Source organism: Pseudomonas botevensis (assembly GCF_019145475.1).
GTDB lineage: Bacteria > Pseudomonadota > Gammaproteobacteria > Pseudomonadales > Pseudomonadaceae > Aquipseudomonas > Aquipseudomonas botevensis.
Genome location: NZ_JAHTKI010000003.1, coordinates 178909 through 198203, shown reverse-complemented (window position 1 = coordinate 198203; position 19295 = coordinate 178909). Strand labels below are relative to the sequence as shown.

Below are 19295 nucleotides of genomic sequence, written 5' to 3'. Positions count from 1 at the left end.
GGGCTCCCACGGGAATCTTCGGTGTTACTGGATCAGCGAGCCGCGCAGCGAGTGCGGTTGTGCCGAATCAATGTGTACGTCGGCGAACTGACCGATCAGGGTCGGATTGTCGCAGCGGAAGTTGACGATACGATTATTCTCGGTGCGCCCTTGCAGCTCGCCAGGGTCTTTCTTCGAGTAATCGGTCACCAGAATCCGCTGGATCGAACCGACCATTTGTCGGCTGATCTCGAAACCTTGCTGATTCAAACGGTGCTGAAGGGCGTTCAGACGTTCTTTTTTCAGCTCTTCCGACGTGTCGTCGGCCAGGTCGGCGGCCGGGGTGCCCGGACGCTGGCTGTAGACGAACGAGTAGGAAAAGTCGAAGCCGACGTCGGCAATCAGCTTCATGGTCTGCTCGAAATCTTTCTCGGTTTCGCCGGGGAAACCGACGATGAAGTCCGAACTGATGCTGATCCCCGGCACCGCCGCACGCAGTTTGCGCAGCTTGGATTTGTACTCCAGGGCGGTGTGGTTGCGTTTCATCGCCGCCAGAATCCGGTCCGACCCCGATTGCACCGGCAAATGCAGATGTTTGACCAGCTCCGGCACTTCGGCGTGGGCCTGGATCAGGCTGTCGGAGAACTCCAGCGGGTGCGAAGTGGTGTAGCGGATGCGGTCGATGCCATCGACAGCGGCGACCACGCGGATCAGCTCGGCCAGATCGGCCAGGCGCCCGTCATGGGTCAGGCCGCGATAGCCATTGACGTTCTGCCCGAGCAGGGTCACTTCGCGCACGCCGTTTTCGGCGAGGTGGATGATTTCGGCAATCACGTCATCGAACGGACGGCTGACTTCTTCGCCACGGGTATAAGGCACCACGCAGAACGTGCAGTACTTGCTGCAACCTTCCATCACCGACACATAGGCGCTCGGGCCATCGATGCGTGGCTCGGGCAAATGGTCGAACTTTTCGATTTCCGGGAACGAGACGTCGACCTGCGGCAGCTTGCTGACGCGCGCGGCATCGATCATTTCCGGCAGACGGTGCAGGGTCTGCGGGCCGAAGACCACGTCGACATACGGCGCGCGATCGCGGATCGCCGCGCCTTCCTGGCTGGCCACGCAACCGCCGACGGCGATGACCATTTCCGGGTTGGCCAGTTTCAGTTCGCGCCAGCGGCCGAGCTGGGAATACACCCGATCCTGCGCACGTTCGCGGATCGAGCAGGTGTTGAGCAGAATCACGTCGGCGTCTTCGGCACGGGCGGTCACTTCCAGGGCCTGGTGTTCGCCCAGCAGATCGACCATGCGCGAGCTGTCGTACTCGTTCATCTGGCAACCGTGGGTTTCGATGTATAGCTTCTTGGCCATGGAATAGGGTCGTCACGTGATTCAAAGAACCGCGCATTATAGGGAACATGTCCCCAGGTTCCTACCGCTGCGCGTCTGGTGGCTATGCTATAGTTCGCGCCCTCATTTTTATCCCCGATGCTGTCCGCCCGCCATGACCAAACGCGAAGCTCCAATCTACAAGGTGATTTTCCTCAACCAGGGCCAGGTGTTCGAAATGTACGCCAAGCAGATCTATCAAAGTGATCTGTGGGGTTTCCTGGAAGTGGAAGAGTTCGTCTTTGGCGAGCGCACGCAAGTGGTCGTCGATCCGAGCGAAGAAAAGCTCAAGGCGCAGTTCGAAGGCGTGGTGCGCAGCTTTGTGCCGATGCATTCGATCGTGCGCATCGACGAAGTGGAGCGCCTCGGCACGCCGAAAATCAGCGAGGCCCGGGCCGGGGTTGGCAACGTGATGCCGTTCCCGATGCCGATGCCTGAGAAGTAAGGCTCAGGGTCCGGTCGCCTCATTCGCGAGCAAGCCCGCTCCTGCAAGGGATCTTCAGTGGTTAGAAGATTTCAGGTGGGAGCGGGCTTGCTTGCGAATGGGCCAGAAAAACCAGCGCTGATTCAAGGCAGCGGCGAGAAGGGCGTGCGTCCGTCTGCGCTTTGCAGTTCCATCAGGTATTTACGGAAAATTTGCCCGAGCACCTGGGTGGCGGTCTCGAGGTCTTCGCGGGACATTTTTTCGGAGACTTCGTCGGCGGTGTCCAGCGCATCTTCGGCGCCGTTGACCGCCGCCATCTTCAGCACGATGTACGCCTGAATGTTGTTGGCCTGCACACCTTCACCGTGGAAGAACATGGTGCCGAGTTTGAATTGCGCCTGGGCGTGGCCTTGCAGCGAGGCCTTTTCGAAATAGCTCAAGGCTTGATTGAGGTCGCGCGGCGCGTTCTTGCCGTCGTAGTAGAACTCACCCAACTCGTATTGCGCTTGCGCATCCCCCTCATCCGACGCTTTCTGACAGGCGGCGAGTGCCTGCGTGACGTCTTGCGGCTGAGTATTGAGGGTGCAACGACCCATCGCCGGGATCAACAACGAGTTGCCGCCTGCTTGTGCGTGCGCGAGCAGGGGCTGAAGGAGCAACAGGCAGCCCAGTGCAAGGGTGCGGCCGGTGCGGTTCATGGGAATCGACTTACCTCTGAAGGGCGCGCGGACCCGCCGAGGGATCCAATAAGCGCGCATTATGAAATAAGCAGGGCCAACCTTACAAAGTCTTTACTCGATTTTCTGCTGCGTGGGAAACATATCACCCAATTTGCTGGGGATTTTTAGCAGCCACGTCGGAAAAAGCGGGGAGATGTAGGTAAATGCTGACGTTGGCACAGGCCAACGTCAGCGCTGTGGCGCTTACTTCAGTGCGGCGAAGGCGCGTTCGGCGGCGTCGAGGGTCAGTTTCAGCTCGGTTTCGCCGTGGGCGATGGAGGTGAAACCGGCTTCGAAAGCGCTCGGCGCCAGGTACACGCCACCTTCGAGCATCAGGTGGAAGAACCGCCCGAACAGTGCGGCGTCGCTGGCCATCACGTCTTCAAAGGTGACGATGTCGTCAGCACCGCTGAAGTACAAGCCGAACATGCCGCCGGCCTGGGTGGTGACGAACGGAATGCCCGCCGCATCGGCGCGTTGTTGCAGGCCGTCGAGCAGGCGCGTGGTGTAGTCGGTCAGCTCGGCGTGGAAGCCCGGGCGGCTGATCAGGCGCAGGGTGGTCAGGCCGGCGGCCATTGCCAGCGGGTTGCCCGACAGCGTGCCAGCCTGGTAGACCGGACCCAGCGGCGCGATCTTCTGCATGATTTCACGCTTGCCGCCGAAGCAGCCGACCGGCATGCCGCCACCGATGATCTTGCCGAACGTGGTCAGGTCCGGGGTCACGCCGTAGTAGGCCTGGGCACCGCCGAGAGCGACACGGAAACCGGTCATCACTTCGTCGAAAATCAGCACCACGCCATGTTTGTCGCACAGGCTGCGCAGGCCGTCGAGGAAGCCTGGCGCCGGTGGTACGCAGTTCATGTTGCCGGCCACCGGCTCAACGATGATGCACGCCACGTCCTGACCGACTTCGGCGAGCATTTTTTCCACGGCGTCGATGTCGTTGAACGCCAGGGTCAGGGTGTGTTTGGCGAATGCCGCCGGCACGCCCGCCGAGCTCGGTACGCCCTGGGTCAGCGCGCCGGAACCGGCCTTGACCAGCAGGCTGTCGGAGTGGCCGTGGTAGCAGCCTTCGAACTTGATGATGCTGTCACGGCCGGTGAAACCACGGGCCAGACGGATCGCGCTCATGGTCGCTTCGGTGCCGGAGCTGACCATGCGCACCATGTCCATCGACGGCACCAGCGAGCAGACCAGATCGGCCATCTCGGTTTCCATTGCGGTCGGCGCGCCGTAGGACAGACCGTGCTCCAGTTGCTGGCGCACCGCGTCCAGCACGTCTGGATGGCTGTGGCCGAGGATCATCGGCCCCCAGGAACCGACGTAGTCCACATAGCGCTTGTCATCTTCGTCGGTGACGTAGGCGCCTTCGGCGTGTTTGAAGAACAGCGGGGTGCCGCCGACGCTCTTGAACGCGCGAACCGGCGAGTTCACGCCACCGGGAATGTGTTTCTGGGCATTGGCAAACAGGGTTTCGGAACGGGACATGATCGGGCTCTCAAATTTCAGGATTTGAACAATTCATTGAATGCGCGGGCGCGGCGGGTGACCTCGGTGGTGCTTTCTGCCCCGAACAGGCCATGCACCACGGCCAGCAGGTCGACGCCATGGGCCACCAGCGGCGCAGCGTTATCGAGGGTGATGCCGCCGATCGCGCAGATCGGCAGTTGCAGTGTGCGGCGGGCGTCATCGAGCAGACCCAGACTGCAACTCGGCGCACCGGGTTTGGTGCTGGAATTGAAGAAGCGCCCGAAGGCGACGTAACTCGCGCCTTCTTTGGCGGCCTGTTCGGCCAGCGCCAGTTGCGCGTGGCAGGTCGAACCGATGATCGCTTTCGAGCCCAGCAGGGCGCGGGTCGGCGACAGCGGACCGTCGGTCTGGCCCAGATGCACGCCGACGTTCAGGCGCGCGGCCAGTTCGGCGTCATCGTTGATGATCAGTTGCGTCTTGTAGCGTTCGCACAGATCGCGCAGCGCTTCGGCCTCGCGCAGACGCCGGGCCTCGTCGCTGCTCTTGTCGCGGTATTGCAGAAGGGTGACGCCGCCTTCCAGCGCCGCCTCCACGTAAGACAGAAACTTGCCTTCCAGCAACGTGCTGTCAGTGATGGCGTACAGGCCACGGAGTTTCATCAGGCAGACCTCACGACGTTACGAGCAGAAATCCAGCGGCAGGCGACGCGGCACGTACTGGCCTTTGCCCAGTTGTTCGGCATCGCGCAGGGTACGCCAGGTGTAATCCAGTGCGCTGCGAACGGCGCTGGCGAGATGTTCGCCCTGGGCCAGACGGCCGGCCAGGGCGCTGGCCAACGTACAACCGGAACCGTGATAGCTGCCCGGCAGACGCTGGCAGATGAAGGTTTCACGCAGGCCGTCGCGGCTGTACACGCGGTTGTGGATTTCGGTTTCGTCGCCGTGACCGCCGGTAATCAGCAGATTCTTGACGAACGGCAGCAGTTTTTCCGCGCACTCGTCCGCCGTACCTTCGGGCAGTTCAGCGAGGATCCGTGCTTCGGGAAGATTGGGAGTGGCGATGATCGACAGCGGCAGCAGGCGTTCGCGCATGGCATAGCCGACTTCGTCCTTGCCCAGGCGTCCGCCGCCGCCGGCGCGCAGCACCGGGTCGCAGACCACTGGCAGGTGCGGGTGCGCCGAAAGCAGTTCGACGACGGTGTCGACCATTTCCAGCGAACCGAGCATGCCCAGTTTCACCGCCGCGACTTCGGAGTCGTTGAGCACGGCATTGGCCTGGGCCAACACCCACTCGCGGTCGAGGACGCGAAAGTCGGTGACGTTGACCGTGTCTTGCACGGTCAGGGCGGTGACGGCCGGAGCCGCATGGCAACCCTGGGCGAGCAGGGCTTCGATATCTGCCTGCAAGCCGGCGCCACCACTGGGGTCGTGGCCGGAGAGACAGAGGACAACGGGGCGAGAGCTGTAGATATTCATGGTGCGCGAGCTTACCACCAAACCTGTTTTTCGGGTGTTGTGGCGATCAGCTCGGCCGATAACCCGGACAGTGGATGGCGACGCTGTTGTCACAACCTGACCAAGTCAACAGCTCTAGCTCGCTGCTTTGCTCTGAAACGCCCGTTCTAGAGCTGTTGTAGGAAAAATTTCCATGGTGCTCAATGGCCATCAACGGCTATGCTAGAGTGGATCCAAACCAATAACAGGTAATACCGGTTTTACGTCTGCTCAAAGGGAAATGGGGGGCTTCCTGACACAACCGGACAAGCCACGCTGGGGCTTCAATGCGCTATTTGTTGATGTTGCTGTTCTGTTTGCCCCTCCTGGCAAACGCCGTCGAGTTCGACGAGTTCACCCAGAGCCTTCCTTTGGGCCGCTCCCTGCAAGTGTTCGAAGATGCGAGCGGTGAGGCGACGCTGGCCGACGTCCGCGCCGAGGCCGCTGCGGGAAATTTCAAGACCCACGACAAAGCCACGCTCAATGCCGGTTATTCGCGTTCGGCGTTCTGGCTGAAGATCGACCTGCGTTACCTTCCGAGCAATCCGACAGCACAGCGCACCTGGCTGCTGGAGCTGGCCTATCCGCCCCTCGATCATCTCGACCTGTATCTGGCCGACGCCAATGGCAATTACCGCCTCGCGCGGCAGACCGGCGACGCCTTGCCGTTCGCCAGTCGCGAGATCCGTCAGAACAACTATCTGTTTGACCTCAGCTTCGAGCCAGGACAGCAGCAAACCGTCTACCTGCGGCTGGCCAGCGAAGGTTCGATCCAGGCTCCGGTGACGTTGTGGTCGAGCACCGCCTATCTCGAAGACCAGCCGGTACGCCTGTACGTGCTGGGCATTATTTATGGCGTGCTGCTGGGGATGGTGGTCTACAACCTGTTCATCTACCTCAGCGTGCGCGACACCAGCTACCTCTATTACATCTTCTATATCGCCTCATTCGGCCTCTATCAATTGTCGGTGAACGGCGCGGCGGTGGAGTATTTCTGGCCGGACAACCCGTGGTGGGCCAACGCCGCCACACCGTTTTTCATTGGTTGCGCGGGGTTGTTCGGCAGCCAGTTCGCCCGCAGTTTCCTGCAAACCCGGCAGCACAGCCGTTGGCTCGACCGTGTGCTGATTGCCCTGATCGCGTTTGGCGCATTGGTGGTCGGGTTGTCGCTGATGACCAGTTACGCGCTGGCCCTGCGTCTGGCAACGACCCTGGCACTGACCTTCACCGTGGTGATCTTTACCGCCGGGCTTCTCGCCTGGTGGCGCGGCTTGCGGGTGGCGCGTTATTTCATCATTGCCTGGTCGGCGTTTCTGCTGGGCGGCGTGATCAACACCCTGATGGTGCTGGGCTTGCTGCCGAACGTGTTCCTGACCATGTACGCCAGCCAGATCGGCTCGGCGATCGAAGTGGCGCTGTTGTCGCTGGCGCTGGCCGACCGGATCAACGCGATGCGTGAGCAACAGGCGCAGACCCTGTTCGATGCCGGGCAGAAACTCGAAGTGCTCAACCAGCAACTGGCCCGCAGCAACAAGCTCAAGGACGAATTCCTCGCGACCCTGACCCACGAACTGCGCACGCCGATGAACGGCGTGATCGGCTCGCTGGAGCTGATGCAGACCGTGGAACTGGACCCGGAGCTTGAGCAATACCAGCAGACCGCCGCCGGTTCCGCGCGGGACATGATGCGCATGGTCAACGGCATCCTCACCCTGACCGAATTGCAGGCCGGCAAGCTCAAGGCCACGCCCGGCAGTTTCAGCCTGCGCGGGGTGATCGAGACGTTGCGTGGTCAATTCGAGAACAATGCGACGAGCAAGTCGCTGGACTTCAAGGTCGACGTGCTGCCGACCCTGCCGGATCGCCTGCATGGCGACAGCGCGAAACTGGCGCAATGCCTGGAGTGCCTGCTGGACAACGCGATCAAGTTCACCCGCGTTGGCGGTCTGGCCCTGCGGGTCACCGGCAAACCTTCGCCGGACAATCGCCTGGCGCTGTCCTTTGCGGTGATCGACACCGGCATCGGTTTCACCGATCTGGGGGAGGCGACGATGTATCAGCGCTTCTTCCAGCTCGACGGTTCGATGACCCGCGAATACGGTGGCCTCGGTGTTGGCCTGGCGATCTGTCGGCAACTGGTGGAATTGCTCGGCGGCAAGCTCACTCATCGTTCCGAACCGGGGCGCGGCAGTCGTTTCCAGCTGGATGTCGAGTTCGAACTGCCGGCGGTCGAGCCGGCGCCGGCGATCATCCGCGATACCGGGCGTTCGCCCCAGGACTGCACCGTGTTGCTGGTGGACGACAACAGCGTCAACCAACTGGTGATTCGCGGCATGTTGCTCAAGCTCGGTTTCCGCGTGCGCACCGCTGACACTGGCGCAGCGGCGCTCGAATGTTTGCAGCGCGAGATGTTCGACGCGGTGCTGGTCGATTGCCAGTTGCCGACCCTCGATGGCACCTCGTTGTGCGGCCAGATCCGTGACCTGCCGGGGTGTGCGCATCTGCCGGTGTTCGTCATTGCGCCGGGCGTCGATCGCGAGTTCTGCACCAGTGGCGCGCTCATCGATTACCTGAACAAACCGGTGAAATTCGAAGACCTGCAAGTGGCGCTGGAGCGTCGGGTGCTCTGCTACTGATGAAATGAATGATGGGGTGAAAGCGCCGCCAATTAGGCGCAAATGACACTTTGATCGGCCGGGGGGCGGTGCTTAACTGACCCCATGGTCGAGCAAAGGAGCCCCGTCATGAACCTGCATCAGTTCGCCGAAACCCACGAAGTCACCAACCAGCCGCCTTCCCTGGACGGCACCAACCTGTACCGCATCGACCTGCCGTTGCAGGAGTGGTCGCGCCGGTTCGGCGCCGGTCGGGCCGAATCGCGGATCGACACCTACGGCGCCCTGGCCGGTGGGCCGTTGATGGAAGCAGGATTCCTCGCCAACCAGAACAAACCGGTGTTCGCCAGCCATGACCGCTACGGTCATCGCATCGATCTGGTGGAGTTTCACCCGGCCTATCACCAGTTGATGCGCACCGCCATCGAACACGGCCTGACGTCGTTGCCCTGGGCTCATCCCCAGGACGGCGCGCATGTCGCTCGCGCGTCGATGACGTACCTGCACAGCCAGGCCGAGGCCGGCAGCGGCTGCCCGTTGACCATGACCTTCGCCAGCGTCCCGGCGATGCGCCTGCAGCCGAATCTGGCCGAGCAGTGGCTGCCGAAGATCCTTGCCACCGAATACGACCCGCGTAACGTCGGCATGGCGCACAAGGCCGGGGTCACCATCGGCATGGCGATGACCGAGAAACAGGGCGGCACCGACGTGCGCGCCAACACCACCAAGGCTTATCCGGTGGGCGCCAGCGGCCCGGGCCAGGCGTATGAGCTGGTGGGGCACAAGTGGTTCTGTTCGGCGCCGATGTGCGATGCGTTCCTGACCCTGGCGCAGACCGATAAAGGCTTGAGCTGCTTCCTGCTGCCGCGGCATCGTCCGGACGACACGCGCAATCAGTTCTACATCCAGCGCCTGAAAAACAAGCTCGGTAACGTTTCCAACGCCTCCAGTGAAGTGGAGTTCCGTGGCGCGCTGGCGTGGATGGTCGGCGAAGAAGGACGCGGCGTGCCGACCATCATCGAGATGGTGGCGATGACCCGTTTCGATTGCATGGTCGGCTCCAGCGCGCTGATGCGCCAGGCGCTGACCCAGGCCAGCCATCACTGCGCGCACCGCAAGGTCGGCGGCAAACTGCTCAGCGAACAGCCGCTGATGCAGAACGTGCTGGCCGACCTGGCGCTGGAAAGCGAAGCTGCGCTGGCCCTGAGCCTGCGCATGGGCAAGGCGCTGGATCATCTGGACGATCGCCACGAAGCACAATTCGCCCGACTGGTGACGGCGGTGGGCAAATACTGGATCTGCAAACGCGCGCCGGGAATGATCAACGAAGCCGCCGAATGCATGGGCGGCGCGGGGTATGTCGAGGACAGCATCCTGCCGCGCCTGTACCGCGAGGCGCCGGTGAACTCGACGTGGGAGGGCTCCGGCAACGTGCAATGCCTCGACGTGTTGCGCGCCTTGTCGAAAGAGCCGGGCGTGCTCGATGTGCTGTTCAGCGAACTCGGCGACGGCCATGGCGACAAACGCCTGGCCGCGCACATTCAGCAATTGCAGGCACAGTTCAAGGACACCGGCGACATTCAATACCGCGCGCGGCAACTGACCGAGGACATCGCCCTGGGGCTTCAGGCCAAATTGTTGCTGGAGGTCGGCAACTCGGCGGTGAGCGATGCGTTCATCGCCAGTCGTCTGAATGGCGGTGGACGAGTCTACGGTGCGCTGCCCCGTGGGCTGGACGTCGAAGCCATCGTCGCCCGCTCGACACCGCAGGGTTTCTGAAGCAGCGGACTTTTCTTGTGGGAGCAAGCCCGCTCCCACATTGCTTTTGATGTCCGCATCAATAGCGCAAAGCCAACATGCCACTGTTCCCGTCGCGCCACGATGCAGGCAAGATGAAGCTCTGCAAGTCAGAACACAGGAAGCTGATCGTGACCGAAGCGTTTATTGTCGTTCAAACCGCTGAACAAGCCGTGGATCGTCTGGCCGAGCTGCATGAGCGGGCCACCACGGCGCTGAGTTCGGCGCTCAAGCGTTACCTCAAGGATCGTGTCGAACCCGACGCCGAGCAGCGCGCTCTGTTCCGTTATCCCGAATTGCGTCTGACCTACCATTGCCAGGGCGAAGTCCCGCAGACCACCCGCGCCTACGCCAAGGTGCAGTTGCCGGGCACCTACAGCGTGACCGTCACCCACCCGAAGGCCTTCGGCAAATACCTGCTGGAACAACTGACGCCGCTGATGCACGACTTCACCGTGACCGTGGAAGTCGGCGTCAGCGAGCAGAACATTCCGTATCCATACGTGGTCGAGCAGGGCGATGAACTGGCCGGTTCCGGCGTCACCGCTGCCGTGCTGGCGCGGGTGTTCCCGAGTACCGACCTGTCCGCCGCCACCGATGGCATCGCCGACGGCCTCTACGACTGGGAAAACACCGACCCATTGCCGCTGGCGCTGTTCGACGCGGCGCGGGTGGATTTCTCCCTGCGCCGACTGGTGCATTACACCGGCAGCGACTGGCGGCATGTGCAGCCGTGGATCCTGCTGACCAACTATCATCGCTACGTCGACCAGTTCATCGTCCATGGCCTGGAACAACTGCGCAAAGACCCGCGTTTCGTGCGCATGGTGCTGCCGGGCAACGTGATCATCGAAAAGACCATGGACCACGGCGAAGCTTCGGCGATTGCCGCCGGGGTGGTCTGGCACCGCTACCAGATGCCGGCGTATCACCTGATCGCCAGCGATGGCCATGGTGTGACGTTGATCAACATTGGCGTCGGCCCTTCCAACGCCAAGAACATCACTGACCACCTGGCGGTGCTGCGTCCGCATTGCTGGCTGATGATCGGTCACTGTGGTGGCCTGCGTCAGTCGCAGACCATCGGCGACTACGTGCTGGCCCACGCTTACATGCGCCGTGACGGGATTCTCGACCGGGTGGTGCCGCCGAACATCCCGATCCCGGCGCTGGCCGAAGTGCAGCTCGCACTTCAGCAGGCTGCGGCGAACATCACCGGCGAGAAGGGCGACGACCTGAAAAAACGCCTGCGTACCGGCACCGTGCTGACCTACGACGACCGTAACTGGGAGTTGCGCTGGGCTCAGGAGCGTCCGCTGATCAACCTGTCCCGCGCCGTGGCGGTGGACATGGAAAGTGGCACCATCGCCGCCCAGGGTTATCGCCTGCGAGTGCCGTACGGCACGTTGCTTTGCGTTTCCGACAAGCCGCTGCACAGCGAAATCAAACTGCCGGGCTCGGCCAACGCGTTCTACGAGCGCGCGGTCAGCCAGCATTTGAAGATCGGTATCGAAGCGGTGGATCTGCTGCGCACCGAACTCAACTCGCTGCACTCGCGCAAACTGCGCAGCTTCGACGAGCCGCCGTTCCGTTAACGGTTAGTCGTGGTCATTTGGCGGTCAGGCTACTAGCATTAGCAGCCCTGACCGTCAGATGTTGTTTTGCCCATGTCCCGTCCCCCGCGTCCTCCTTCCCGCCGCCCCGGTGCCAAGCCATCCCCCAATGCTCCCCGCCGCGTGGCCAAGGCACCGCCGGCCGAGCCGAAGCTGATCCTGTTCAACAAACCGTTCGACGTGCTGACGCAGTTCAGCGACGGCGAAGGGCGGGCGACGCTCAAGGACTTCATCGATGTGCCCGGCATCTATCCGGCCGGACGTCTGGATCGCGACAGCGAAGGCTTGCTGCTGCTGACCAACGACGGTCAGTTGCAGGCGCGGATTGCCGATCCGAAACACAAACTGGCGAAAACCTATTGGGTGCAGGTTGAAGGCGTGCCGACGGCCGAGCAGTTGCAGCGTCTGCGTGACGGCGTCGAACTGAATGACGGCATGACCTTGCCCGCCGAGGCGCGGCAACTGGATGAGCCGCAGCTGTGGCCGCGCAATCCGCCGGTGCGCTTTCGCGTGACCGTACCGACTAGCTGGCTGGAACTGGTGATTCGCGAAGGGCGCAACCGGCAGGTTCGGCGGATGACCGCAGCGGTCGGGCTGCCGACGCTGCGACTGGTGCGGGTCAGGATCGGCGACTGGACGATCGAAGGGCTCGATCAGGGCCAGTGGAAAGAGGTGCCGGCGCGCTTATAAGGCGCCGGATTCGATCAGGCCGATCACCACGCTCTTGATGATGAACGCGGCCACGCCCAGGCCCAGCACGAAGAACAGAATGAACGAGCCGAAGCGCCCGGCCTTGGACTTCTTCGCCAGATCCCAGACGATGAAACCCATGAAAATGATCAGGATGCTGACCAGGCCAGTCATCATCCACTCTTCAAATACTGCTGGATCCATCGGGCATCTCCGGCGCGGGCGCGGCTGAAAGGGCGGCGGGGAGTATACGCCAGCGTGGATCGCCGGCGCATTGACCTGCGTCGGCGTGTCGCGGTCATTGGTCGGTTGGGCGGCGCTCCGATTGGGGGATCAGTTGCGCAAATGAGTGAGCGGCAACTCAGTACTGTTCAGCACCTGATTCAGCACAAAACTCGACCGTACACTCGTCACCCCTTCAATCCGCGTCAGATGCCCCAGCAGCAGTTTCTGATAGTGATCCATGTCCGGCACCACCACTTTCAACTGATAGTCGGCGTCCACCCCGGTCACCAGGCTGCATTCCAGCACCTGCGGCAAGGTGCGGATCGCCGCCTCGAAGTTCTCGAAACGCTCCGGCGTGTGCCGGTCCATGCCGATCAGCACGTAGGCGGTCAGGCTCAGGCCGAGCATCTTGCGATCGAGCAGGGCGACCTGGCGGGAGATGTAGCCGTCGTCCTCCAGTTGTTTGACCCGACGCGAGCACGGGGAGGGTGACAGACCGATGCGCTCGGCCAGCTCCTGGTTGGAGATGCGGGCGTCGCGCTGCAATTCCGCCAAAATGCTCAGGTCGTAACGGTCGAGTTTGCTCATCAAACGGTCCTTTGTTCTAACTATTGCGGAGGATTATCTATCCAGGGTTAAAAATTGCGCAAGTGATGTTTATTTGAGCAATCTTCGCAATCATCTGTCGCGGTCTCGAGCCTATTCTTATCACCAGAATCACTGCTCGGTAACACAGTCCACAGCGGCCCGCCCCATCCGGCCTGCCGCGACCGCCACCCCCACCGGGGTCGTGCCGGTCCCCGAGCTGCACACTGTCCAGAAGACGGCGTGAGGTGAGCCGACGTCAAAAGCGTCGAGCCAGGACGAAGTTCACTAGAGGGGAGGCCGACGGGTCTCCCCTTTTTCTTGCCAAAAAACCGCGCTTATGCGGTTTTTCTGTTCTGTTCAAACGCTGCCTGTTTTTGCCTTGTTGACTGAACCTTCAGAGTATTCAGTATCATAAAGCCATCACTCAATCATGCTCGGTTTATGAGGCTTTCTCAGTGCTGTGGCAAATATCAAGGAGTCGGTTGATGTACGGGAACAACAAGTCAGGTTTGTACGCGCTACTGGCTGGAACAATGATACTCACTGGTTGCAGTTCATTTTTGGGCAAACCGTACGTCTTTCCTCAACCGGATGAACCCTCGGCGACGGTTCGCCTTAAATACACACGCGGTACCAGCCTGGACGCCATAACGTTTACTGAAAAGGGTTGCTACGGAGAGGCTACGTCATTGAACTATTTGAGCGATGACTTCATAGAATCGCGGGTTGCAGTGGGCAAAGAGCTGGTATTGACGTACGAGGATGTCGTCGCAGGGACTATATGCCGGATACCTTTTTCCTTCACACCTCAGGCGGGGGCCGTATACACGGTGAAGTCAGGCTTCTGGAGTGAGTCCAAGCCAGGCATCCTGCCCATCTTCAACTACGACCAACATCACTGCGGAATTAACGTAGTCAAAAAAGTCGGGACTCAGGAGAGCGTCGAACCCATTCAACAGCTGCGCTATAAAACAGGTCTCACTTGCCTCAGGCTCGTTAAATAGAACACTTGCCCTATCCACTCACCCAGCTACTCGGCACATCGAAACACCGCGTTCAAAAAAATCCGATAGCGCACATTGTAAAGGAGGGACGGATTTGTTTTTTCCTGCCTGCGATTCGGTCATAGCGCTCAATAAATAAATCCCGCGACTGATAACCTGTAGCAGAACCCGGTGTGTAGATTCCCGGTCTTAGCTACAAGCCCTAACCCGCAGTGAGGAAAAGCATGAAGTCGCGCATCTGGCGTCTGGCCGGTGTTGGTTTGTTGTGTGTGAGTGTCACTGCGCAAACGCTCGCCGATGAGTCCGAGAATCATGGCCCGAACGGCGGCGGACGCGGGCCTGAGCACCAGGGCAATAATCAGGGCCACGGCTACAACAATCAGCCGCGCCCGCAAAATAACCAGCCGCAGCAGAATCAGCCACGCCCGCAGAACAACGAGATCATCCGTGGCGACAACAGTCGCCAGTTCGAACACAACGGCCAGCAGCACAACAATGGCCAGTGGCAGAACCATGATCAGAATCAGTGGCAGAACCACGATCAGAACCAAAATCGCGAGCGTCCGGCCTACAACCCCAATCCGGTGCGCCAGCCACCACCGCCACCACAACTGCCGGCCAACAGCCTGCCGATCCAGTCTCGCCCCGACGCCGTGCGCCAGACCCAGGAACCGCGCCAGGGCTACTACCGTGACGAGCGCCCGCAGAACGGCGGCTACCATCCGCAATGGCAGACCGGCAACCGTCCCGACGACCATCGCTGGCCAGGACGTCCGGACGGGCATGGCAACGGTTGGGGGCCAGGCCCGCAATATCGGCCGGGGCATGTGATCGATCGCTTCCCGGATCGGGATTTCCGCGTGCCGTATCGCGGCCAGGACTACTTCTATTCCGGCGGTTACTGGTATCGCCCGCAAGGCCCGCGCTACATCGTGGTGCAGCCGCCACGGGGGATCCGCATCCAGTACCTGCCCGATTACGCCCGTGAAGTGTGGATCGGCGGCGCGCTGCTGTTCCTCGCCGCCGGCTCGTACTACGCCTATCAGGAGGCGACCCAGGATTACGAAGTGGTCGAGCCGCCGGTGCAGCCCGCGCAACCGGCGAGCAACGGCTATGACGTTGTGGCGTACCCGGCCAACGGCCAGTCGCCGGAGCAGGTTCAGCGTGACGGCTACGAGTGCTATCAGTACGCGGTGCAGCAAAGCGGTTTCGATCCGCGCACCGCGACCTACCAGCCTGCGCCGGAAGTGGTGCAGGCCTACCGCCAGGCCCAGGGCAATTGCCTGAGCAGTCGCGGTTATCAGGTCAGCTACTGAACGGGGTGCCCGGCCCGCGCGGCCAGCACCACTTCCTGCGGGTCGGCGTGTACCAGCACTTCGGCCCGTGGGTAGGCGGCATGGATCGCCGCCGCCGCCTGATCGCTGATGCCGTGGGCGACTGACAAAGTCAGCTCCCCCGGCAATTCCAGGTGCAGTTGCACGAACCAGTGATTGCCGGAAATCCGCGTGCGCAAGTCATGCGCTCCCAACACGCCCGGCACGCCGCACGCCAGTTCGAGCATGTGCTGGCTGACGTCCGGCGGCAGCTCTTCATCCATCAGCACCGAAAAACTCTCGCGGGCGATCTGGATCGCGCTCCACAGAATGTAGACCGCGATCCCCAGGCCGAACCATGCATCCAGTTGCTGAAAGCCGAGCCCGGCCAGAATCAACGCGATCAGGATGCTGCCGTTGAGCAGCAGGTCCGAGCGGTAATGCAGCGAGTCCGCGCGCACGGCGTTGGAGCCGGTTTGCTTGATCACCCGATGTTGCAGGGTCAGCAGCGCCGCCGTCAGCACCAGCGAAAACACGATCACGCCAATGCTCAGCCACGGCGCGCCGAGCGGCTCCGGTGTCTTCAAGCGCTCGAACGCCTGAAACGCAATCAGCACCGCACTGCCGCCGATGAACAGCGCCTGCGCCATCCCGGCCAGGGATTCCGCCTTGCCGTGGCCGTAGCGGTGATCGTCATCCGCCGGACGCAGCGCGTAATGCACCGCCAGCAGATTGAGCAACGAGGTGACGCCATCGAGAGCCGAGTCGGTGAGGCCGGCGAGCATGCTCACCGAACCGCTCAGCCACCAGGCGATGGCTTTGGCGATGATCAGCGTACAGGCCACCGCCACCGAGGCGCGGGTCGCCAGCCGCAGCAGGCGGGCGTGTTCGGGGCTGGAGGTCATGGGTTTGCGGATTCCTCAGGCGGCGGGTTGCAGGCCGAACATCGCCAATTGTTGGGTGCTGCCCTTGTGCTGGATCAGGCGCGGGTCGTCCAGCGGCAGGTTGCGGCCCAGTTCGCTTTCGAGAATAGCCTGAAGCTTGAGGTTATCGACCCGGCCATCCGGACCGACCGCCTGCTTGAGCTTGGCCGGATCGATTTGCGCGGTGTGGCCCGGTTCGAAATAGATCGCGCCGGTGGCGAAGTCCACGGCAAACGCGATCACCCCTGGAATGATGTAGAACAGCAGGCCCACGGCATCGAGCACGGCAATCGCCGGGTCAATCTTGCCGTCGATCTGGCCACGGCGATCGGGATAGAAAATCGAACCGCAGGCGGTCAATTGAGTGAGCAGGGTGGCAGCCACTACACCGCCGATCAGGCGAGAAGGTAGGCGCATGGGAAAGTCTCCTGAATCATCTGATAACGAAGCAACGTCGGTGAAGTTAAGACCCTGACGAACGCCGTGCAGTTCGCCGTTATACTCGGCCCTCAGTTTTGGAGCCAGCATGATTTCTCTGCCGATCGATGAAGTTTTACCCGCCCTGCGTGACGCGTTGGCGACACGCCACGAAGCCGTGCTCGAAGCACCGCCCGGCGCCGGTAAAACCACCCGCGTGCCCTTGGCCCTGCTCGATGAGGCGTGGCTGGCCGGGCAGACCATCCTCATGCTCGAACCGCGCCGGCTCGCTGCACGCGCAGCGGCCGAGCGACTGGCCAGCGAGCTGGGCGAGAAGGTCGGCGAAACCGTCGGCTACCGCATCCGCCTCGACAGCAAGGTCGGCCCCGATACCCGCATCGAAGTCGTCACCGAAGGCATCCTCACCCGTCGCTTGCAGGACGATCCGGCGCTGGAAGGCGTGGGCTTGCTGATCTTCGACGAATTCCACGAACGCAGCCTCGACGCCGATCTGGCGCTGGCCCTCAGTCTGAACGGTCGCGAGCTGTTCCGGGCTGAACAGCCGCTGAAGATTCTGCTGATGTCCGCGACCCTTGAAGGCGAGCGTCTGGCCGGGCTGCTCGACGATGCGCCGATCCTGCGCAGCGAAGGACGGATGTTCCCGGTGACGATGCGCTGGGGGCGGCCGTTCCAGCCCGGCGAATACATCGATCAGCGTGTGACCCAGACCGTGCTCGAAGCCCTGCACGATGAAACCGGCAGCCTGCTGGTGTTCCTGCCGGGGCAGGCGGAAATCCGTCGGGTCCATCAACAATTGAGCGATGCCATCGGTGAGCGTCACGATGTCCTGTTGTGCCCGTTGCACGGCGAGTTGGACCTGAATGCCCAGCGCGCCGCCATCGATCCGGCGCCGGCCGGCCAGCGCAAGGTGGTGCTGGCGACCAACATCGCCGAGACCAGCCTGACCATCAACGGCGTGCGCGTGGTGATCGATGCCGGGCTGGCGCGGGTGCCGCGTTTCGATCCGGGCAGCGGCATGACCCGCCTCGATACCCAACGCATTTCCAAGGCCAGCGCGACTCAACGCGCGGGCCGGGCCGGGCGTCTGGAGCCGGGGGTGTGTTATCGCCTGTGGTCACAGGATCAGCACGAACAACTGGCGGCCTATGGCAGCGCGGAAATTCTCTCGGCGGATCTCGCCGGGCTCGCGTTGCAACTCGGGCGCTGGGGTGTGGCGCCGGACGAGTTGGTCTGGCTCGATGTGCCGCCAGCCGCCGCGTATGCACAGGCGCAGGATTTGTTGGCGCGTCTTGGCGCGCTGGACGGGCAGAGCCTGAATGCGCACGGCCAGGCCATGGCCGGGTTGCCGGCGCATCCACGCATTGCGCATCTGTTGCTGCGCGGTCAGGCGCTGGGACTGGCGAGCATGGCGTGCGACGTCGCCGCGTTGCTGGGTGAGCGCGATATTCTGCGCGGTGCCGGCGCGGATCTGCACAGTCGCCTGGTGCTGTTGTCCGGCGAAGAACGAGCAGCGCGCGGTGCCCAGGGTGGCGTGCAGCGCGCCCGACAGTTGGCGAAGCAATATCGCGGCTATCTGCGCGGCAAAGCGACTGAACCCGTGGCCGATCCCGATCATCCACGCTGGCTCGGCGCGCTGCTGGCGCTGGCCTACCCGGATCGCGTCGCCCAACAGCGCCGTGCCGGCGGTGCCGAATATCGTCTGGCCAATGGTCGTGCGGCGTTGTTCGCCGAGGCCGACAGCCTGATGAAGGAGGCCTGGATCGTCATCGCCGACCTCGGCAGCCGACAGGGCCAGCGCGAGGAACGGATTTATCTGGCGGCGGATTTCGATCCGGCGCTGTTCGACTCAGTGCTGGCCGAACAGGTGCACAGCGTCGATCAACTGGACTGGGACGAGCGCGAAGGCGTGCTGCGTGCCGAGCGTCAGCGCAAGGTCGGCGAACTGATCCTCAGCCGCGAACCGCTGACCGGCCTGGATGAAAACGCCCGCAGTCAGGCGCTGGTCAATCTGGTGCGACGCAAAGGTCTGGAACTGCTGCCGTGGACGCCGGAACTGCGCCAGTGGCAGGCCCGCGTGGCGTTGTTGCGGCAACTGGATCTGGACGCCAAGGGCGAAAGCCAATGGCCGGATGTCAGCGACGCGACGTTACTCAAGACCCTTGAACACTGGCTGATGCCGTACCTGGGCAAAGTCTCGCGCCTGAGCCATTTCGCCAACCTCGACCTGTCGAGCATCGTCCGTAATCTGTTGCCGTGGCCACTGTCGCAGCAGCTCGATGAACTGGCCCCGCATCACCTGAGCGTACCGTCGGGCTCGTCGATTCGTCTGGACTACAGCGAACAGCCGCCGATTCTCGCGGTGCGTTTGCAGGAGCTGTTCGGCCTGGCCGAGACGCCACGGATTGCTGGCGGCCGGCAGGTGGTCAAATTGCACTTGCTGTCCCCGGCCCGCCGTCCGGTGCAGGTGACCCAGGATCTGGCGAACTTCTGGCGCAGCACCTATGCCGAGGTGAAGAAGGATCTGAAGGGGCGCTATCCGAAGCTATTCCATAAGTTAGACCCTTGGGTTGAATCGCTTAACAAAAATAGGTTGACAGATAAGGAGTAATTTG

At 62.2% G+C, this 19295-nt stretch carries 16 protein-coding genes; 7 read left to right on the top strand and 9 right to left on the bottom strand.

Annotated elements, in window-relative coordinates:
* Positions 1-24: 24 nt before the first annotated feature.
* The gene (gene miaB / locus KVQ74_RS06420; protein ID WP_217830153.1) at positions 25-1353 is read right to left on the bottom strand and encodes a tRNA (N6-isopentenyl adenosine(37)-C2)-methylthiotransferase MiaB; all 1329 of its coding nucleotides are present in this window, start codon (positions 1351-1353) and stop codon (positions 25-27) included.
* Positions 1354-1486: 133 nt separating this feature from the next.
* On the opposite strand from miaB, the gene KVQ74_RS06415 reads away from it, so the two are divergent.
* A complete protein-coding gene (locus KVQ74_RS06415) occupies positions 1487-1816 on the top strand; it encodes a DUF1820 family protein (protein ID WP_047736335.1) in 330 nt (109 codons plus the stop codon).
* Between the two features lie 122 nt (positions 1817-1938).
* On the opposite strand, the gene KVQ74_RS06410 is transcribed toward KVQ74_RS06415, so the two are convergent.
* The 4 genes from KVQ74_RS06410 to KVQ74_RS06395 form a co-directional block, all read right to left on the bottom strand.
* Positions 1939-2493: a tetratricopeptide repeat protein gene (locus KVQ74_RS06410; RefSeq protein WP_217830152.1), complete on the bottom strand. Its 555-nt coding sequence runs from the start codon at positions 2491-2493 to the stop codon at positions 1939-1941.
* Between the two features lie 225 nt (positions 2494-2718).
* Positions 2719-4002: a glutamate-1-semialdehyde 2,1-aminomutase gene (hemL, locus tag KVQ74_RS06405; protein ID WP_217830151.1), complete on the bottom strand. Its 1284-nt coding sequence runs from the start codon at positions 4000-4002 to the stop codon at positions 2719-2721.
* A 17-nt stretch (positions 4003-4019) separates the two neighbouring features.
* On the bottom strand, positions 4020-4643 hold the full coding sequence (thiE, locus tag KVQ74_RS06400) for a thiamine phosphate synthase (RefSeq protein ID WP_217830150.1): 624 nt from the start codon (positions 4641-4643) through the stop codon (positions 4020-4022).
* A gap of 18 nt (positions 4644-4661) precedes the next feature.
* Positions 4662-5459, bottom strand: a complete 798-nt coding sequence (locus KVQ74_RS06395) for a hydroxymethylpyrimidine/phosphomethylpyrimidine kinase (RefSeq protein WP_217830149.1) — start codon at positions 5457-5459, stop codon at positions 4662-4664.
* Positions 5460-5764: 305 nt separating this feature from the next.
* On the opposite strand from KVQ74_RS06395, the gene KVQ74_RS06390 reads away from it, so the two are divergent.
* From KVQ74_RS06390 to KVQ74_RS06375, 4 genes are all read left to right on the top strand, one after another.
* The gene (locus KVQ74_RS06390; protein WP_217830148.1) at positions 5765-8113 is read left to right on the top strand and encodes a hybrid sensor histidine kinase/response regulator; all 2349 of its coding nucleotides are present in this window, start codon (positions 5765-5767) and stop codon (positions 8111-8113) included.
* Positions 8114-8221: 108 nt separating this feature from the next.
* Positions 8222-9871: an acyl-CoA dehydrogenase family protein gene (locus tag KVQ74_RS06385; protein ID WP_217830147.1), complete on the top strand. Its 1650-nt coding sequence runs from the start codon at positions 8222-8224 to the stop codon at positions 9869-9871.
* A gap of 113 nt (positions 9872-9984) precedes the next feature.
* A complete protein-coding gene (gene amn, locus KVQ74_RS06380) occupies positions 9985-11484 on the top strand; it encodes an AMP nucleosidase (RefSeq protein WP_217830146.1) in 1500 nt (499 codons plus the stop codon).
* A 141-nt stretch (positions 11485-11625) separates the two neighbouring features.
* Positions 11626-12192 (top strand): pseudouridine synthase, encoded by a 567-nt coding sequence (locus KVQ74_RS06375; RefSeq protein WP_217830308.1) that lies wholly within the window; start codon positions 11626-11628, stop codon positions 12190-12192.
* On the opposite strand, the gene KVQ74_RS06370 is transcribed toward KVQ74_RS06375, so the two are convergent.
* Together KVQ74_RS06370 and KVQ74_RS06365 are read right to left on the bottom strand one after the other, a co-directional pair.
* Positions 12187-12396, bottom strand: coding sequence for a DUF2788 domain-containing protein (locus tag KVQ74_RS06370; RefSeq protein ID WP_003228500.1), 210 nt, complete (start codon positions 12394-12396; stop codon positions 12187-12189). The genes KVQ74_RS06375 and KVQ74_RS06370 overlap by 6 nt on opposite strands.
* Positions 12397-12525: 129 nt before the next feature.
* Positions 12526-13005, bottom strand: a complete 480-nt coding sequence (locus KVQ74_RS06365; protein WP_008081091.1) for an Lrp/AsnC family transcriptional regulator — start codon at positions 13003-13005, stop codon at positions 12526-12528.
* Between the two features lie 1228 nt (positions 13006-14233).
* On the opposite strand from KVQ74_RS06365, the gene KVQ74_RS06360 reads away from it, so the two are divergent.
* Positions 14234-15325 (top strand): DUF6515 family protein, encoded by a 1092-nt coding sequence (locus KVQ74_RS06360; protein ID WP_217830145.1) that lies wholly within the window; start codon positions 14234-14236, stop codon positions 15323-15325.
* On the opposite strand, the gene KVQ74_RS06355 is transcribed toward KVQ74_RS06360, so the two are convergent.
* Together KVQ74_RS06355 and KVQ74_RS06350 are read right to left on the bottom strand one after the other, a co-directional pair.
* A complete protein-coding gene (locus tag KVQ74_RS06355; protein ID WP_217830144.1) occupies positions 15319-16227 on the bottom strand; it encodes a cation diffusion facilitator family transporter in 909 nt (302 codons plus the stop codon). The genes KVQ74_RS06360 and KVQ74_RS06355 overlap by 7 nt on opposite strands.
* A 15-nt stretch (positions 16228-16242) precedes the next feature.
* The gene (locus KVQ74_RS06350; RefSeq protein ID WP_217830143.1) at positions 16243-16662 is read right to left on the bottom strand and encodes a polyribonucleotide nucleotidyltransferase; all 420 of its coding nucleotides are present in this window, start codon (positions 16660-16662) and stop codon (positions 16243-16245) included.
* Between the two features lie 109 nt (positions 16663-16771).
* Between KVQ74_RS06350 and hrpB the strand changes: the two genes are divergently transcribed.
* On the top strand, positions 16772-19291 hold the full coding sequence (gene hrpB / locus KVQ74_RS06345; protein WP_217830142.1) for an ATP-dependent helicase HrpB: 2520 nt from the start codon (positions 16772-16774) through the stop codon (positions 19289-19291).
* Positions 19292-19295 lie beyond the last annotated feature (4 nt).

Bases quoted from the DNA above. Each gene is read 5' to 3' on its own strand.
- thiE (WP_217830150.1), bottom strand. From the start codon at position 4,643: ATGAAACTCCGTGGCCTGTACGCCATCACTGACAGCACGTTGCTGGAA.
- amn (WP_217830146.1), top strand. From the start codon at position 9,985: ATGAAGCTCTGCAAGTCAGAACACAGGAAGCTGATCGTGACCGAAGCG.
- KVQ74_RS06410 (WP_217830152.1), bottom strand. From the start codon at position 2,493: ATGAACCGCACCGGCCGCACCCTTGCACTGGGCTGCCTGTTGCTCCTT.
- KVQ74_RS06415 (WP_047736335.1), top strand. From the start codon at position 1,487: ATGACCAAACGCGAAGCTCCAATCTACAAGGTGATTTTCCTCAACCAG.
- miaB (WP_217830153.1), bottom strand. From the start codon at position 1,353: ATGGCCAAGAAGCTATACATCGAAACCCACGGTTGCCAGATGAACGAG.
- KVQ74_RS06355 (WP_217830144.1), bottom strand. From the start codon at position 16,227: ATGACCTCCAGCCCCGAACACGCCCGCCTGCTGCGGCTGGCGACCCGC.
- hrpB (WP_217830142.1), top strand. From the start codon at position 16,772: ATGATTTCTCTGCCGATCGATGAAGTTTTACCCGCCCTGCGTGACGCG.
- KVQ74_RS06395 (WP_217830149.1), bottom strand. From the start codon at position 5,459: ATGAATATCTACAGCTCTCGCCCCGTTGTCCTCTGTCTCTCCGGCCAC.
- KVQ74_RS06385 (WP_217830147.1), top strand. From the start codon at position 8,222: ATGAACCTGCATCAGTTCGCCGAAACCCACGAAGTCACCAACCAGCCG.
- hemL (WP_217830151.1), bottom strand. From the start codon at position 4,002: ATGTCCCGTTCCGAAACCCTGTTTGCCAATGCCCAGAAACACATTCCC.
- KVQ74_RS06370 (WP_003228500.1), bottom strand. From the start codon at position 12,396: ATGGATCCAGCAGTATTTGAAGAGTGGATGATGACTGGCCTGGTCAGC.
- KVQ74_RS06365 (WP_008081091.1), bottom strand. From the start codon at position 13,005: ATGAGCAAACTCGACCGTTACGACCTGAGCATTTTGGCGGAATTGCAG.
- KVQ74_RS06360 (WP_217830145.1), top strand. From the start codon at position 14,234: ATGAAGTCGCGCATCTGGCGTCTGGCCGGTGTTGGTTTGTTGTGTGTG.
- KVQ74_RS06350 (WP_217830143.1), bottom strand. From the start codon at position 16,662: ATGCGCCTACCTTCTCGCCTGATCGGCGGTGTAGTGGCTGCCACCCTG.
- KVQ74_RS06390 (WP_217830148.1), top strand. From the start codon at position 5,765: ATGCGCTATTTGTTGATGTTGCTGTTCTGTTTGCCCCTCCTGGCAAAC.